At 40.0% G+C, this 16945-nt stretch carries 17 protein-coding genes; 9 read left to right on the forward strand and 8 right to left on the reverse strand.

The window, feature by feature from the left end:
* Nucleotides 1-29: 29 nt before the first annotated feature.
* From G0Q07_RS07595 to G0Q07_RS07605, 3 genes are all read right to left on the reverse strand, one after another.
* Nucleotides 30-1379, reverse strand: coding sequence for a Gfo/Idh/MocA family protein (locus tag G0Q07_RS07595; RefSeq protein WP_163345518.1), 1350 nt, complete (start codon nt 1377-1379; stop codon nt 30-32).
* Nucleotides 1380-1401: 22 nt separating this feature from the next.
* Nucleotides 1402-2886 (reverse strand): xylulokinase, encoded by a 1485-nt coding sequence (locus G0Q07_RS07600; protein WP_163345519.1) that lies wholly within the window; start codon nt 2884-2886, stop codon nt 1402-1404.
* Between the two features lie 114 nt (nt 2887-3000).
* Complete coding sequence (locus G0Q07_RS07605; protein WP_163345520.1) at nt 3001-3990, reverse strand: GntR family transcriptional regulator; 990 nt, start codon at nt 3988-3990, stop codon at nt 3001-3003.
* Nucleotides 3991-4277: 287 nt separating this feature from the next.
* Between G0Q07_RS07605 and G0Q07_RS07610 the strand changes: the two genes are divergently transcribed.
* Complete coding sequence (locus G0Q07_RS07610; RefSeq protein ID WP_163345521.1) at nt 4278-4859, forward strand: nitroreductase family protein; 582 nt, start codon at nt 4278-4280, stop codon at nt 4857-4859.
* A 44-nt stretch (nt 4860-4903) separates the two neighbouring features.
* On the opposite strand, the gene G0Q07_RS07615 is transcribed toward G0Q07_RS07610, so the two are convergent.
* The gene (locus G0Q07_RS07615) at nt 4904-5815 is read right to left on the reverse strand and encodes a proline dehydrogenase family protein (protein ID WP_163345522.1); all 912 of its coding nucleotides are present in this window, start codon (nt 5813-5815) and stop codon (nt 4904-4906) included.
* A gap of 285 nt (nt 5816-6100) precedes the next feature.
* Between G0Q07_RS07615 and G0Q07_RS07620 the strand changes: the two genes are divergently transcribed.
* From G0Q07_RS07620 to G0Q07_RS07645, 6 genes are all read left to right on the forward strand, one after another.
* Nucleotides 6101-6697, forward strand: a complete 597-nt coding sequence (locus tag G0Q07_RS07620; protein ID WP_163345523.1) for an OmpH family outer membrane protein — start codon at nt 6101-6103, stop codon at nt 6695-6697.
* Nucleotides 6698-6770: 73 nt separating this feature from the next.
* The gene (locus G0Q07_RS07625; RefSeq protein WP_163345524.1) at nt 6771-7625 is read left to right on the forward strand and encodes a glycosyltransferase; all 855 of its coding nucleotides are present in this window, start codon (nt 6771-6773) and stop codon (nt 7623-7625) included.
* Nucleotides 7601-7951, forward strand: coding sequence for a hypothetical protein (locus G0Q07_RS07630; RefSeq protein WP_163345525.1), 351 nt, complete (start codon nt 7601-7603; stop codon nt 7949-7951). Before G0Q07_RS07625 ends, G0Q07_RS07630 begins: the two co-directional genes overlap by 25 nt.
* A gap of 334 nt (nt 7952-8285) precedes the next feature.
* A complete protein-coding gene (locus tag G0Q07_RS07635; RefSeq protein ID WP_082063502.1) occupies nt 8286-8456 on the forward strand; it encodes a DUF362 domain-containing protein in 171 nt (56 codons plus the stop codon).
* A gap of 92 nt (nt 8457-8548) precedes the next feature.
* A complete protein-coding gene (locus tag G0Q07_RS07640) occupies nt 8549-9181 on the forward strand; it encodes a hypothetical protein (protein ID WP_163345526.1) in 633 nt (210 codons plus the stop codon).
* Nucleotides 9157-9360: a hypothetical protein gene (locus G0Q07_RS07645; protein WP_163345527.1), complete on the forward strand. Its 204-nt coding sequence runs from the start codon at nt 9157-9159 to the stop codon at nt 9358-9360. The genes G0Q07_RS07640 and G0Q07_RS07645 overlap by 25 nt, the downstream gene beginning before the upstream one ends.
* A gap of 38 nt (nt 9361-9398) precedes the next feature.
* On the opposite strand, the gene G0Q07_RS07650 is transcribed toward G0Q07_RS07645, so the two are convergent.
* Both G0Q07_RS07650 and G0Q07_RS07655 read right to left on the reverse strand, forming a co-directional pair.
* Nucleotides 9399-10997: a YfcC family protein gene (locus G0Q07_RS07650; protein WP_163345528.1), complete on the reverse strand. Its 1599-nt coding sequence runs from the start codon at nt 10995-10997 to the stop codon at nt 9399-9401.
* 148 nt (nt 10998-11145) lie between these two features.
* Nucleotides 11146-11919, reverse strand: a complete 774-nt coding sequence (locus G0Q07_RS07655; RefSeq protein ID WP_163345529.1) for a class I SAM-dependent methyltransferase — start codon at nt 11917-11919, stop codon at nt 11146-11148.
* A gap of 296 nt (nt 11920-12215) precedes the next feature.
* On the opposite strand from G0Q07_RS07655, the gene G0Q07_RS07660 reads away from it, so the two are divergent.
* Nucleotides 12216-12725 carry a hypothetical protein gene (locus G0Q07_RS07660; RefSeq protein ID WP_163345530.1) on the forward strand — a complete coding sequence of 170 codons (510 nt, stop codon included), beginning with the start codon at nt 12216-12218 and terminating at the stop codon, nt 12723-12725.
* A 70-nt stretch (nt 12726-12795) separates the two neighbouring features.
* Here the strand turns inward: G0Q07_RS07660 and G0Q07_RS07665 are convergent, their stop codons facing one another.
* Together G0Q07_RS07665 and G0Q07_RS21035 are read right to left on the reverse strand one after the other, a co-directional pair.
* Nucleotides 12796-13950 carry a N(5)-(carboxyethyl)ornithine synthase gene (locus tag G0Q07_RS07665; protein WP_163345531.1) on the reverse strand — a complete coding sequence of 385 codons (1155 nt, stop codon included), beginning with the start codon at nt 13948-13950 and terminating at the stop codon, nt 12796-12798.
* 311 nt (nt 13951-14261) lie between these two features.
* Nucleotides 14262-14393 (reverse strand): hypothetical protein, encoded by a 132-nt coding sequence (locus G0Q07_RS21035; RefSeq protein ID WP_262887997.1) that lies wholly within the window; start codon nt 14391-14393, stop codon nt 14262-14264.
* 27 nt (nt 14394-14420) lie between these two features.
* On the opposite strand from G0Q07_RS21035, the gene G0Q07_RS07670 reads away from it, so the two are divergent.
* On the forward strand, nt 14421-16844 hold the full coding sequence (locus G0Q07_RS07670; RefSeq protein WP_163345532.1) for an ABC transporter permease: 2424 nt from the start codon (nt 14421-14423) through the stop codon (nt 16842-16844).
* Nucleotides 16845-16945: the final 101 nt, after the last annotated feature.

Here is a 16945-nt window from a genome sequence, read left to right on the forward strand (position 1 = left end):
ATATTAATTTTTAATAGTTATTATTTCTACTATAAGTTTTCGCCATAAGACCAACCTTTGCGAACAGGCTCTTTAATGTACTTATCCAATTCAGGACGATCTGTGGCTTTCATGTTTTTAGCATCGTAATTAATTGTGCCACCAAAACGTTGCGCCAATACACCAACCTGTGCCATTTCCATAAGACTAGAAGCGTAATCGAAATTAGAACCAGGCAAGCTATCATTCTTAATGGCGTCAATCCATTCTTGCACGGGTTGTTCTTCGCCAACACGAGGAATGGTTTTCTCCGGGGCATTCTTCAAAAAATCCTGCCATTCTTCTTCGGGCATTAATAATCTGGGATTATTGGGTCTACCACCCGTATATAGAGTGTTTTTGTCTCCAATCATAATCATTCCACGATCCGGTAATTCTGTTAATCCCCATTCTGGTTTTAACTCTGGTTTATCAAAACCTTCAAGCCATTTCATTGTCAGTGGAGCTTTGTTGCCTCTGGCTCCAAACTGCCATGTAACGACTGATTCCTGAGCGACAAAACTATGATCCGGTACCGGATCTTTAATTTGCGCATCAACGGTGTGCGGCAAACCCATATCCAGAGACCAGAAAGGAGCATCAAGCGTATGGCAACACCAGTCACCAAGTTTCCCATTTCCGTAATCGTAAAATCCTCTCCAGGTTCGGGGGGCGTATAAATTGTTAAATGGGCGTTCCGAAACAGGTCCTTGCCATAAATCCCAGTTCAGTCCTTCGGGAATGGCATCTTTTTGTGGTGGGAATGAATTCGGTTTTGCGAAGTAGATATCTTTTTCGAAATCTATTTTACCTTGCCAGGCAATAACTTCTTTAACTTCTCCAAGTACTCCGGCTTCGTACCATTCTTTTACAAGCCTGATACCATTTGTTGTATGACCCTGATTACCCATTTGCGACACGATTCCATAGTGTTTGGCTGCTTTTTTTAGTGTACGCAATTGCCAGATGTTATGCGCCAATGGCTTTTCTACAAACACATGCTTCCCCAGTTCCATTGCTGCCATGGCCGCAGGAAAATGTGTGTGATCAGGTGTTGCAATAATAACGGCATCAATTTGATTTGCCATTTCATCAAACATTAACCTAAAATCCTTGTACTTTTTTGCATTCGGGCAGGCCTCGTATCCTTTTGCCGACATTCTGTCGTCAACATCACACATGGCAACGATACTTTCACTGGGAACCTGGCTCCAACTTGCATGTCCTCGTCCGCCAACTCCAATCACAGCAAAATTTAAACGATCATTCGGCGAACAGCTAATCATATGTGGAATGATTGCGGCTCCAACACCAGCAGTAGTGGCTGATTTCAAAAAAGTTCTTCTTGTAGTTTTTTTCATAGTTTATTGGTTTAGTTAGTATTTACAAAAGTACTTTTTCAAGTTCTGATTTCCAGTTTTCGTAAGCTTCCTGGTAAGCCGCAACTTTTTGTGTGTCTGGTTCAATTACATCCAGCTTTTTCAGGTTCGAGAAAGCCTCGTTAAACGATTTGTAATAACCCGATCCTACACCTGCTCCACGCGCTGCACCAACCGATCCGTCGGTATTATAAAGTTCGATGGTTGCACCCGAAATTCCGGCCAGCGTTTCTCTGAAAATAGGACTGAGAAACATATTGGCTTTTCCGGCTTTTATGACCGATGCATCGATTCCAATATTTTTCATGATGTCCATTCCGTATTTAAACGAGAATACAATGCCTTCCTGCGCCGCACGCAGCAAGTGGCCTTTTCCGTGAATGTTAAAGTTGACTCCCGAGAATTGCGAACCAATATTTTTGTTCTGAAGAACACGTTCTGCTCCATTTCCAAAGGGTAGGATTGAGATACCGTCGGAACCGATTGCAATTTTGGAAGCCAGGTCATTCATCGCTTCATACGAAAGATCTTCAGCAACCATTCGTTTCATCCAGGCATTTAAAATTCCTGTTCCGTTAATACACAACAAAACACCCAGTCTTGGATCTTCCGGAGTATGATTAACATGAGCAAAAGTATTCACGCGCGATTGCGGATCGTATTTAATTTCCTTGCTAACACCATAAACTACTCCAGAAGTTCCTGCCGTTGTTGCAATTTCTCCCGGATTCAAAACATTAAGCGAAAGTGCATTGTTGGGTTGGTCGCCGGCACGGTAGCTTACTTTTGTTTTTGTTGATAGCCCAAGCTCGGCGGCCGTTTTTGCACTTATCTGGCCCGATGGGGCAAATGTTGGTACAATCTCAGGAATGATATCAGCAGAAAAACCATAGTTGTCGAACAACACTGTTGCCAGATCGTTATCTTTGAAATTCCACATTATTCCTTCGGAAAGACCACTAATGGTTGTTTGTGTTTCGCCGGTAAGTTTCATGGCAATATAATCACCCGGAAGCATAATTTTGTCAACCTTAGCAAAAGTTTCCGGCTCGTTTTCCTTTACCCATTTTAATTTTGATGCAGTAAAATTACCCGGCGAGTTTAACAGGTTAGTTAAACACCGCTGGCCACCAATTTCGTCAAAAGCTTTGTCGCCATAAACAGCAGCGCGGCTGTCGCACCAAATAATCGACGGGCGCAAAACTTCCTGATTTTTGTCTACCATTACCAAACCATGCATTTGATACGAAATACCAATCGACTCAATACTTTCTTTGTTAATATTAGCCGTTGAAAGTACTTCGGCCAATGCCAGCCTTAGGTTTTTCCACCACAGTTCAGGCTCTTGTTCTGCCCATCCTGCTTGGTGTGCAGTAATTTTCATTTCCTGTTTTGGGTAAAACGATGAAGCTACTACATTTCCGTTGTTTGCTTCAATTAAAGAAACTTTTACTGAAGAGCTTCCAATGTCGAGTCCTAATAAGTGCATGATTATAAGTGGTTTTGTATCGTTTTGTAATTAATCTGTTCTGTTCTGATTCGGTAGCAAAAATAGATCTATTTTGTATTATATCAAACTTTAAAAAAAATGTTATAAAACACATTATAGCGACGACCTGAGTTTTAAGGTGGTTGGAACCTCAATATTTATGGGCTTGCCTTTCAGTACGAATTCGGCGGCTTTTTGGCCCATCAGGTTAAAATCGGTAGATATGACGGTTATTCCTTCCTTAACGTATTTTTTCATTGGAGTTTCGTTATAGGAAATCACGCCAACCTCGCGTCCCGGTTCAAATCCTTTTTCAGAGCACTGGTCGAGAAAACCTGCCAGCGTGCGGTCGCTCACCAATAAGTATAAATCGCCTTCCTGCAAATCAAACTCCTCAAAAGTTGTAATAATCCGGTGGTTGGTGTTATGGTCTTTACCAAAACGTTCGAAGTTATCTACAACTTCGTGCGGGTGATAAGTAAAGTCCGGGTAAAAAAGTGTAAAGCGTTTGTATTTCGAAATGGCATTTAAATTTTTATCGAGACAATTGTAAACGGCTTCGCCAAAATTCTGGTAAACACTCGATTTCTCTTCACCATGAATTTGCCAGTCGATAATAAGCAATTGCTCTTCCGGAATTTTATCAATAACATTTTTCACCTTTTTGTGGTCGAAATTCATTACAATATATTTGGTATAACGCCCCACACTTTCGGTAATAATCTTATCGAAAAGGTCGATGTTGTAATGATGAAAGTGCAGATCGACACTAATATTTTTTGGTAAATGATTTAAAATAGAGTGGTAAAGCACTTCTTTGTAGGCCTTAAACGTGTCGAGAAACAAAAATACCTTGGTAATTTTTCGGGTAACAAAATAGCCCCGGTTCGGAACCGATTCTACTACGTTTCGTTTTTTTAGTTCGGCGTAAGCTTTAAAAACAGTGTCTCTCGAGAGTTTGCAATCCTTCATAATCTGATTTACAGAAGGAAGCATGTCGCCTTCTTTTAGCTCGTTTCTGCTTATAGAGTCGAGAATAGCGTCAACCAGTTGTTGAAATTTCAGAACACTTGAGTTCTTTTCAATCGTAAATTTGATGCTCATAGTTTTGGTCTAATTTCAGAACTCTATTCTGTTCTGTTCCACAAATTTAGTAATAATAATTGTATTAATGGTAGTGAATGTAAAGTGCTTAATTAATCACTCTTTCTTTATTTAACATTTATTAAAGTTGGTTGGAGCAATAGTTCACTGCCAATTGCGTTTTAAAACCAAAGGGTAAAGTGAGGTTATTTTTTCTAGTGGTTAAGTTTGGTCAGCAATTCTTTTTTAGCCTCATTTTTATCCTTTTTTATTTTATTTTTGATTTGGAATAAGAATCAAAAAAAATCATGATCAAAGAACTTATAGCCCGTAATCGCAGCTATCGCCGGTTTGATGAGGCAGTAAAAATATCTTCGGAACAAATACTAAAATGGATTGATTTGGCACGACTTTCGGGCAGTGGACGAAATGCACAGCCGCTACAATTTGCAGTTGTTACCAATAGCGAACTTTGTGCAAAAATCTTCCCTTACCTGGGGTGGGCCGGTTATTTGTCGAACTGGAAAGGCCCGGCAGAAGGGGAGCGGCCTGTTGCTTATATTGCGGTTATCAAGAATAGAGAAATTGCTGATAACCATTACTGCGATGATGGAATTGCCATGCAAAGTATTTTATTGGGAGCAGTTGAGGCTGGTTTTGGCGGGTGTATGATTGGTTCGGTAAACAAAGCTAAAGTTGCAAAACTGTTAGGTTTGGAAGAAAGGCACGAGTTGTTATGGATTATTGCCCTTGGGAAACCAACAGAAATAGTAGTTATTGATGAGGCGGAGAATGGTAACATAAAATACTGGCGTGATGAAAAAAGTGTCCATCATGTGCCTAAACGACCGATTAATGAAATCGTTATTTTAACAGATAAAAATGCATAAAAAAAGGATGGCACTGCCATCCTTTTTGCGTTTAACTCCTAAAATTAACCCCTAATAAAAAGTGCCTTAATTATATGTTGAGCCATTTTCGGATTCTCTTTTAATCTCCTGGTTGAGTAGTTAAACCATTTTTCGCCAAATGGAACATAAACCCGCATGTGGTGTCCGTCGTTAACAATTGATTGGCGCAATTCGGGTGTTACCCCGTAAAGCATCTGAAATTCGTACATATCTTTCGGGATGTTCATTTCCCGAATTATTTGCATCGATTGCTCAACCAGGTATCTATCGTGCGTGGCAATTCCCACATACATTTTATTTTCAAACATGTATTTTAAATCCGTCAGGAAATGCTGGCGAACCTCGTCGTATTCTTTAAAAGCGATGTTTTCAGGTTCAACATAAATTCCTTTACACAGCCTGAAGCTAATCGGGTAATTTTCGTTGTTCAGATCGTTCAGTGCAATCAAATCGCTTTCGGTGCGACGTAAATAAGCCTGAAGCACTAAACCCACATGTTTTGGAAATTCGTTCCTTAACCGGCGAAAAATATCCAGTTCCATGTCAACACATTGCGAGTCTTCCATGTCAATACGAATGAAAGAATCTTTTTGTGCAGCAAACTGTATAACCTCGCGAAGGAAGTTGTAACACACCTCTTTATCGATAAGTATTCCAAACATGGTTGGTTTTATCGAGAAGTTGCCTTTTACATTTTCAGAAGTAAAACGCTCTATCACTTCCAGGTATTCGTCTCGGTTCTTTTTTGCTTCGTCAAGTGTACTAATAAATTCACCTAAAATGTCGACAGTGACTTCAATCCCTTTTTCGTTGAGGAGCTTCGAGGCAAGCAAACCTTCTTCCATCGATTCGCCGGCAATGTAACGCTTCGAGAATACCCAAACCAGTTTTTTAGGCATGTAAGGCAGTATATTTGCTATTAACTTATTCAACATTTTATTTTTTAGGTAAATACTAATTTTTGCTGCATAAAAATACGATGCACAAGTACGCTCGTGCAATGATGTTTATCATTGGCAAAGCATGATTTTAGGCAGCTTTTTATAGAACTTGTTGATTACTAATAAGATCAAAAAAATGTTAATTAGAGTAGGGCATTTCCGCTAAAAAAGTATCTTTGTCGGGATTTAAAAGTTGAACCTAAAAGTTTATTGGAAGTAACGGGTGCATTTAACACCACTTATTTTAAATAAATTGATTGAAGAAAAAATTAGAAAAAGATGAAAGGAACATCGTTAGTAGTTAGTGTAGTGCTTTTTGTTGCAGTTGCAGTATTGTACGTTTTGCATTTTACTGGAAACGGAGCAAGTGAAGGAACCGAAATAAAAGCTGCAGCCGGAACAGGTGGCGATTTGAAAATCGCTTATATAAAAGCTGATTCGGTGCTTTTAAATTACGACTTGTCGCAAGATTTGCACGAAGAGTTTACAAATCAGCAGGAAGCTTATACAACTGAATACGGAACAAAACGTCAGTCGTTTGAAAAGGATGCAGCAGCTTTCCAGGAAAAATTACAACGTGGAGGCTTTTTAACAGAACAACGTGCTGTACAAGAACGCGATCGTTTATTGGGTAAAGAGCAGGAAATTCAGAAACTGGATCAGGAGTTGTCTACTAAACTAGCTAAAATTCAACAGGATAACAATAATAAAATCCTCGACAATATGATGGATTACCTGGAGCGTTACAACGAAAAAGCCGGTTACGATTACATTTTAAATGGCGCAAATGTTTTAATTGGGCCTGAGACAACTAATATTACTGCCGAAGTATTAAAGGCATTGAACGAAGAATATGACGTTGCAAAAACAGAATAATAAAGTATAAAGCATAAATGGAGATCCGGGTTAGCGCCCGGATTTTTTTTGCATTTTATTTTAGCTTTGTCTTATGTTTGCCGATAGATATCTGGAAAAGAATCAGCACAAAATCCTCATTGATGAGTTGCCGGAAGCAGCAACGGGAATAATTGTCGTTATTCCGTGTTTGCGAGAAACGGAGTTGACGAATACATTGAACTCACTGAATGAATGTGATTTGCCGAAGTGTAGAGTTGAAGTTATTTTGCTTATCAACCAATCAGAAGTGGCTAATGCAGACACTATCCGCTTAAACACACAAACAAAAGCTGAGGCCGATAAATGGATAGCGGAGAACCCAAAAAGCGGCATTCGGTTTTATACCGTTGGTCCGGTTAACCTGAAAAAGAAGTGGGCCGGAGCCGGACTTGCACGTAAAAAGGGGATGGATGAAGCCATCAGTAGATTCAACACCAACGATCGAAAAGATGGAATTCTGGTGTCGCTTGATGCTGATACACTGCTGGCAAAAAACTATTTGGTTGAGCTGGAAAAGCATTTCAACGAACATCCAAAACAGGTGGGAGCAACACTGGCCTTTGAACACCAAAAACAACAGTTGGGTGAAAAACATCGCGAGGGTATTGATCTTTACGAACTTTACCTTGATTATTACAAAAGGGCACTACATTTTTCCGGTTATCCGCATTCGCTGTTTACCATCGGATCGGCATTTGCCGTTACCGCCGAAGCATACGTAAAACGCGGAGGAATGAACAGAAGGCAGGCAGGTGAAGATTTTTACTTTTTGCAAAACCTGGTGCAAATGGGTAAGGTTGGAGAAATTACGTCAACAAAAGTTTATCCTTCGGCACGCCTTTCTAATCGCGTTCCTTTTGGTACCGGCCCCATTTTGCAAAAATGGATGAAAGGGAGGAGGACCTGACTCTTACATATAATTTTGAGGCCTTTAAAAACTTGCAAGAGTTTTTCGTTCAGAAAGACCGACTGTTTAAAATTCAGCAGGACGAGTATTCGGAGTTTATGAATGCTTTAAATAAGCCGATAAAGGAATTTCTTGATATTGATCAGTTTAGCGTAGAACTTGATGATTTAAATAAGAATTGTTCGCGCCTGGAAACTTTTCAAGTGCGCTTTTTTCAGAAATTCAACGCGTTTAAAATTTTGAAGTTCCTGAATTTTGCGCACGAAGAACACTATCAAAAAGCTAATCTGCAAGAGCAGATTGTGTTGTTAATTAAGGAACAGTAAATTCAGTGCCATCGCCACCATTATTCCGATTAATTCGTAAATGACAACATCGTGTTTACTATATTTTTGGGGTTGTATGTAATAAATAAAGTAGAGTAAGCGCAAGAAGTAGTATGTCCGCTAATTCCATTGTTTTGCAATTGTAATAGCAAAATTAAGAAAAAGAAGATTAATAGAATATTAATATGTGTGTTGGAGTTAATGTGTTGAATACTAGTTGGTATGGGGTGGTTTATTCAAAACATAGTAATTAAATCTTTTTTCAACTTTGATTTTATATCAAACTTTGTACTTTTGCTGCAAATGATAATGTTTAACTTTAAAATTCGTTGCTATGGCATACAAAATTTCAGATGAATGTATTGCATGCGGTACTTGTATCGATGAGTGCCCAGTTGACGCTATTGCGGAAGGTGATATCTATACCATCGATGCAGAGCTTTGCACTGACTGTGGATCATGCGCAGAAGTTTGTCCGGTTGAGGCAATTGCTATTGAAGAATAGTCCGCTCAGCATAAAAGACAAGAAAGCTCGCTCATGCGGGCTTTTTTTATGCCCAAACGCAACCTTTCCTGTTTATACTCCGTCTTGAAGATATGAAATTCTTATTCCCATTTTACGTTTTATTGCTTGGTATGTTATCGGCCTGTAATGATGATAATATGGAATTTTCAGATCCCGAATATCCAAGCAGGTACTGTATTTTATCTGATGCAGAACGTAACGATTTGTTTGTTGATTTTCAATCGGATTTCAAAATGTATTTCGAGGTTGACTCTTTTGGCTTTCTCGACAGAAAAAATGGTATTCACTGGGGAAGTGAGCTTTTTACCGAAAAAATAAATAACACTGAGTCGGTTGAGGACATTATTGAGTCGTTTATTCAAGCGAATCATAAATTATACGGGGGAGCAGATTTTTCGCAGTTGAAAGCCGAACGTGTTAGCAGTGAATGGGTAAGTTATGGCGGAACCCTGACTCAGCAGAATGAAAACGACAAAAATCGCTGGATGATTCGATATGAAAACCAGCTGTTTAATGGTATTGAGGTTTATAATACCAAAATAGGAATGTATGTTTCGGCTAAAGGAGTTTATCAAACTTACGGTCATTGGTATTCTGATATTCACTTACCACAGAAAGAAGATGTTTCGTTTGATGAAGCCAAACAAACGTTAATTGGTAGAAAATTTGGCTATTCAGATTGGGGGGAGGTAAGGAAACGGTAATTACTGCCGATGCGTTTTATGTCGACGATAATCCCGAAATGATTATCATTCCTTATCGCCAGGGCGATTGTATTGAAATGCGTTTATGCTGGAAGATTACGTCTAAAACAATCTGGAATTTTTATGTGGATGTAATGAACGGAGAACTTGTGATGAACGAGCAAACAGTTATTTTTTAATTCGAGCAAATAATTTATACCCTAAAAATGGATTTTTTCTAAAACCCATTTAAATCCATAAAAACAGTTGGCAATATCAGTAGAAAGCCAATAACAATAAGCATTAAAGTAAATGAAGCAGCCCACTTAAACCACTTTTCGTAGGGAATACGTGCCACTCCCAAAACACCAATTAACACGCCACTGGTGGGAGTAATCATGTTGGTAAATCCGTCTCCAAGTTGAAAAATCACAACAGTAGTCTGGCGCGAAATTCCAATTAAATCAGAAATTTGCGACATAATTGGAATGGTTAATGCCGCCTGTCCCGATCCGGAGGGGATAAACACATTCAGCATGGTTTGTATCAGGTACATAATTCCCACGGTTCCTACTTCACCAAAACTTTGCATCGAGTTGGAAACATAGAATAATATGGTATCGATAATCTGACCGTCTTCAAGAATAACCACTATTCCACGGGCTAAACCCACAATCAATGCGGCCGGAAGAATATCTTTGGCGCCATCTAAAAACAGTTTGGTAATGCTGTTGGGCGACTTGTTGGCCGCAATGCCGGCAAATATTCCCATGGCAAGAAAAATAGTTGCAATTTCTTTAATGTACCAGCCGTGCCCCATCACACCAATTACCAGGAATACAATGGTAAAGGTGAGCAGGGTTAAGATAAAATATTGCACCGAGCGCCACAGTGTTAAAATTCCCATTACTATAAAAAATACGGTAGCCACCGGAATGGCCGGAATATTAAACATATTATTGCCAATAGCAATTGAACTTTGGGGGATAGTAAAAGAAAAAACGATTAAAGCAACAGAAATTACAGTCAGTGCAAACCAGGCTGCCCTGGGATTTATCTTTTCGATTTCTACTGCTGTGGTTTCATTTCTCGATCGCCAGTAAGCATCGTCCTCGTATACAACTGATTTTGCAGGATTTTTCTTAATTTTGGCGGCATAACGCAGAATAAACGCAAAGCCAAAGAAGTTAATAACTACCCACATCAATATGCGGTATTCCAAACCTGAAAACAAAGGAATATGCGAAAGTCCCTGCGCAACACCAATGGTAAACGGGTTTAAAAAGGCACCGGCAAAACCCATGGCAGCAGCTATAAAACACAGGGAGACACCAACAATCGAATCGTAGCCCATTGATATGGCAAGCGGAACAAAAATGATGGTGAAAGCAATGGTTTCTTCACTCATGCCAAAAATTGCTCCAAACAGACTGAAGATCGTCATTATAGAAATCAACACAATATTGTGTACGCCAACAAAGGCCAGCACTTTTATTTGCTCCAACCGTTTTATACGTTTAAGAAAGGTGAAGATGCCAATATCGATGGATTTGCTGTCGTTAAGAATCCAAAACGAACCACCAATCAGTAAAATAAGTGCTATAATATTTGAGGTGCGTAAAAAGCCATCAAAAAAGGAAGAAAAAACCTGCCAGGTTTGTAACTGGCTGTCGGTTTTATGAAACGATCCGGTTTGTATGACACTGCGTTCAACACCATTAACAACCACACTTTCGCGCTCAAACTCGCCACCGGGGATTAGCCATGTAAGTACAGCACAAATAACAATCAGGAAAAATATAATAACGTAGGTATGCGGAACTTTTTTAACATGCAAACAGATTTTGTTGCCAAGGTAATAAAATCTGAAAAAACCAAATTTGAAGTATAATGTCTGGTGGTACTAACTTTCCTTCAAACTGAGAAAAGTTCTTTAGTAAAAAAAAGGGCCACCGAAATTAACCGGCAACCCTGATGTTTAATTTCTAAATCTTCTTTCCAATATAAAACACATATCCATAAAAGTCCTTGTATTTGTTATACAGTTTCTTTTCGCGCCGTTGGTTGGCAACAAAACCTTCAGCGGTTTTATTACCGGCATGTTTTTTCAGGAAAACTTTTTGCGCTTTAGTTTGTAGCATATAAAAATGCTCAATCCAGCAGTTGTCGGGCAAAATAAAAGAAGCCACTGGTAAATAACCAGCTTGTTGCATTTGTGCTACTTTATTCGGGATAGTATCGATTCCGGGATAGGCATCCATCCAGAAATCATGGATTTCCTGGGGACGCTCCCCGGTGAACCACGATGCTTCACTCACGGCTACATATCCTCCCGGCTTCAGAAACTTTTTCCATTCGCGCAGGCCGCGTTCAAAACCAATGTTGTAAATGGCACCTTCCGACCAGATTAAATCCAGCTCCTCAGGCTGAAATGGCAGCTGGTCCATCGAACCAACTAATCCTTTAACGCGCTCCTGTAAATTAAGCTCTTCAGCATTTTTATTAAACAGGTCGATAAAAGTGGGGAAGAGATCGAGTCCCGATATTTGCCCCGGCGTATGTTGCGCTAAAATCATAGTTTGCCCACCGGTGCCACAACCCAGGTCAGCAATTTTTGCATTTTCGCTAAGATCCTCGATAAAACTCAAAGCTTTAGTCGTTACTTCCGGACTGCCCGGTCCCTGGCGTTCGAGGTGTGAAAAATATTCGCAAATTAAATTTAAATCGAATTCGTGTATAGATGAATTATCCTTACTCATTTTTTAAAATATTGTGCCCAAAAACCACGTTGTGTAATGCTTTTAGGTTTTAGGCGGTTTCTAATAAAAAGATACAAAAAATACCACTGACAGGAAACTGTCAGCGATTTACATATGGATAACCAAAGGCCAATTGCCAAAGGTTATTTACTTCACGGAATCCAAATTAATTCTTAACATGCATTAATTTTACAGACGTAAAGATAGATGTTTTTGTAAAAATGAAGCAGCGATTCAACTTTTTTCAATATTATACGTTGGATTGAGACCGTTTAAATAGGAAGATAAAATTGACAATGAAAAAAAGATATATCACTTTGTTAATCGGCATCATCGCCGTATTTTTTGTTTTAAATGTTAATGCCCAGGAACATAACGATCATGATGATCATGAACACCACGACCACACGCACGGACACAAAACCGAAATAGGATTTGGAAATTCACTCGTCTATTTTTTTGGTGAAGAGGAATTGAGCTATGGCCTGCATTTGCATGTGGTAAGAAATATTGGTCATTCGAATTTTGGTGTGGGGCTGGCCTATGAACGTATTTTCGACGAGCACACGCACAATACAATTGGCGTTGTTGGTAGTTATACGCCTGTCGACCGACTTCATTTTGCACTAACGCCCGGTATTGCTTTCGAAGGCAAGGACTGGGAAGAGAAAAACTTTGCCCTGCACTTTGAGACAGCCTACGATTTTCAGGTGGGCAATATACACATGGGACCAATGGTGGAGCTGGGCTACAATTTCGAACACGTTCATTTGAGCACGGGACTGCATATTGGTTTTGGCTTTTAGACCGGTAAAGAACTGTTGCCTGGCTATAAAAGCAATTCATAAAGAATGAAGTTGCTTAAACGAATTTATGCTAAGTTTTAGCTTTTATATATTCATGAGGATATTTCGACATACGATTCTGAAAAGTTAAAACAGATGCTTTTTTAACCACCCCATTTTGAATATTTATGGCCTTTTCTATGGTCGTATCTCCCATCCAACTTTTACTTCCTCCCAAAATTGTTGGTAAATAAACAATCAGTGCAGCAGAAATAGACCTCGAAGCACTTTCCCAAAGATAACTCGGTGTATGATCAACAGCATAATAGTCAATGTTGTCAATCTTTAAAATTGGATCGTTGAAGGTGGTTGGCCGGGCAAAATAAAATCCCATTCCTTCATCACAGCTAACATCAATAATTAATGTTCCTGCCTTTAAGGTATCTTTTTCATCTTCTGTAACAAAATCAACAGGATTATCCGTATCCTGGTAGGTGCCATTAATAATAATTTCAGATTCATTGATTAAATCGGACAGAGGCCTGACTGTACCATCGTGTTCTATCGTTACCATGCGGGCTTCGCCATCTTTCCCATCACGGATGCGTACATAATGAACGTCTAAAATTTCTTCTCGAACTTCATGGTCCGGCCTTTGAATACAAATGGTAATGTCTCTGAACCCATGAGATTTAAGTGCATAAATAGCGCCACGGCTAACAGCCCCGAAACTAAATATTATTACTTTGCGCTGATTGCCATAATGACCATCGATACCCCGTAATTGTAGGGCATGAATAACGGCACAATAGCCGGCCATTTCATTGTTCTTGTAAAAAGCATGTCGGCCAATTTGTCCATTTGGAGACCACACAAACATATCTTCAAAGGCAATTAGTGTAAGTTTCCGGTCTATGGCTGTTTGGGTAATATCTACCTGTTGTGCGCAATGCGGATATCCCCAAATAAATCCTCCTTCACGTATTTCCTGTAAATCAGCTAATACAGGTTTGGCAATAATTACAGAACCCAAATCAGATAACAGTTCATGACGCGTTGCAACACCTCCCGTTTGTGCTCTAAAAAAATCATCATCTATATTAAAAGGAGCACCATATCCTTTTTCAAAGACTAATTGTTTCCTGATATTCTCTGGTAAACGCGACAGATGATCCGGATGAATCGGCACACGCTTCTCGTCTTGTTTTCTTGAAGTTCCAATCACTCCTAAGGTTAGATTTTTCATAAATTCTCCTTTGTAAATTTGATCTGAGCAAATTAATGCTGGCCCGACTATCTGTAATTCAACGAGAAATTATTTGCTGGAGTGAAGTATATTGTATTTAAACAGCAAAATGGGGTAATGACTGATTGAAATCAAAAATGGTATAAACCTTTTGTAAAGATACTCTATTTATTAAGAGATACCGGAATTGTGCTGATAATAAATGAATTAATAACTGAATAGCTTGTGCGCCACTATGCTGTGGCTCTATTCGTTGTCGGCGAGCGCAATGAAAAGTTACACGGAACTCCTGACTGCTTTTGACAGGTGCTTTAGGGGCTGTAACCCAAACCTGTCATTGGCGATGCAACAAAGCAATCCAGTCCTTCATCCCCTAAAATAAAACAGCCAACCCTGTAACCAACAACAACTTCGCGCGTCTTTAAAATATCTGGTTCATTCATCTCCGGAAAACTAAAGCTATCGAAAACATGATTAAAAACTTATTAAAACACAGCCTGCGGGCATTAAAAAAACAAAAAGGATATGTTGCTATCAATATTTTAGGACTGTCCATCGGAATAGCCTGCAGTATTATCATAGCGCTGTTTATTATCCACGAGTTAAGTTACGATCAGTACAACGAAAACAAAGACCGGCTTTACCGTTTAACGCACGACGGTAAAATTGGCGAGCAGGAAGTAAATGCTTCTTATACGGCGGCGGTTATCGGGCCAACAATGGCAATCGATTTTCCCGAGGTGGAAAAATTTTGCCGCCTAAACACATGGGGCGATGCCATTGTAAAAAAAGAAGATATCGCTTACGTGATTGACGATTTTGCAGAAGTGGATTCTACCTTTTTTCAGCTGTTTTCCATTCCGCTGCTGAAAGGCAATAGCAAAACCGTACTGAACGAACCCAACACCATGGTGCTGTCGGAGTCGACGGCTAAAAAGATCTTTGGCGACGAAGATCCCATCAATAAACTGTTACGTGTAAATACTGGTCAGGATCCTTACCGTGTAACCGGAGTAATGGCCGATTTCCCCGAGGAAACGCATTTAAATGCCAACATCCTCACTTCGTTTATGACTAACCAAAGATCGGACGACAAGGAGTGGTTAAACCACAGTTTCTCCACTTACATATTGCTAAAACCGAATACTTCGCCCGATAATGTTGAAGCAAAGTTTTCGGGCATGATTGAGAAATATGTTGGCCCGAGGGTGCAACAGCTGTTTGGCGTTTCGTTGAGCGATTTTGTTACACAGGGCAACCGTTACGAATTTCACCTGCAGCCGGTAACAAAAATACACCTGCAACCAGAGGTGGAGCACGAAGTAAAACCTGCCACCGATCCAAAATACCTGGTTATTTTCAGCAGTGTGGCCATTCTGATCATTGTAATTGCCTCCATTAATTTCATGAACCTTTCAACTGCGCAGGCCACCAAACGCGCCAAAGAAATTGGGGTAAAAAAGGTAAGCGGTTCGTCAAAAGGAATGCTTATTCTGCAATTTCTTACCGATTCAACACTGATTTCATTTATTGCACTCATTCTTGCCGTGGTTATTGTTTTTATATCGCTACCGTTCTTTAACGATGTTTTTGATACGCAGGTACGGTTTGACCTACTCGAGCATTTTTATTATATCCCGATACTGTTGGTGTTTGCCCTGTTTGTAGGCTTTATTGCAGGCGCTTATCCGGCCTTTTATCTCTCGTCGTTTAATCCCAATACTGTGTTGCGCGGAAAACTTCGCGACGGGGCAAAAAACGGAAAATTACGCCGCATTCTGGTGTCGGTTCAATTTCTTATTTCCATTATTCTTATTGTAGGAACGGTTATTATGTACCGACAATTAACCTATATGGTAAATAAAGATGTTGGTTTCGATAAAGATCGTTTGATGGTCATTAACAGCGCCGGTGCAATTGGCGACCAGGTAAAGGCTTTTAAACAGGAAATACTAAAAATACCCGGTGTTGAGTTTGTTTCAGCGTCGACAGCTGTTCCCGGACACAACACCAACAACAACGGTTATATGCTGGAAGGCCGCGATGGGCAGACCTTCCTGATGCAAACCGCCTATGTTGATTACGATTTCCTGAAAACCTACAACATCCCGCTTAGCGACGGTCGCTTTTTCGATCGTGAGTTTGGGGCCGACCACGACGCGTGTATCGTAAACCGGAAAACCATTGAAGAGTTTGGTATCGACGATTATACCCAGGCACGATTTGTGGTTGTATTTAACGACGAAGGCGATAAAAAATTTATGCCCATTATTGGGGTTTCCAATAATTTTCATTTCGAATCGCTTCACAATCGCATAAACCCGTATGTGATGCGTTTTAAAGAAGACGACAACAACTGGGGGTTTATATCGGTAAAATTTAATACCGATGCATCGGCAGCGGCCATTAGCCAGATAGAAGACAGCTGGAAACGTTTTGCATCGAATAACCCGCTGCGCTACTTTTTTATGGATGAAGACTTTTCGCATATGTATAAATCCGAGCGGCAAAATGCCAAACTATCGGTGGTGTTTGCCATACTTGGGATTTTTATTGCGGCGCTCGGATTGTTCGGCCTCACCTCGTTTACCGTTGAGCAGCGAACAAAAGAAGTGGGTGTACGCAAAGCGCTGGGAGCTTCCGGGTACAGTATTTTTTACCTTATTTCGAAAGAAATCGTTGTACTGGTTTGTGTGGCAACCCTTGTGGCCTGGCCGCTTATATACTGGGTAGCTACCAACTGGCTGCATAATTATTACTACCGTATCCACCTCGGTGTATTTGAGTTTATTATTGGTTTTATTGTGGCCATTTCCATAGCATTGGCTACCATTAGTTATAAAACACTGCAAACACTGCGGATTAATCCGGCGCATACCTTGAGGTATGAGTAGCTTCCTCGTCCCCTTGGCGAAGAGCCTGTCCCGATCGTAGCATCGGGAGGGAATCAAAGGGGGATTGATTTGTGACACGCAGAAGATTAGCTAATCCTCCG

This window comes from Draconibacterium halophilum, from assembly GCF_010448835.1.
Classification (GTDB): Bacteria; Bacteroidota; Bacteroidia; order Bacteroidales; family Prolixibacteraceae; genus Draconibacterium; species Draconibacterium halophilum.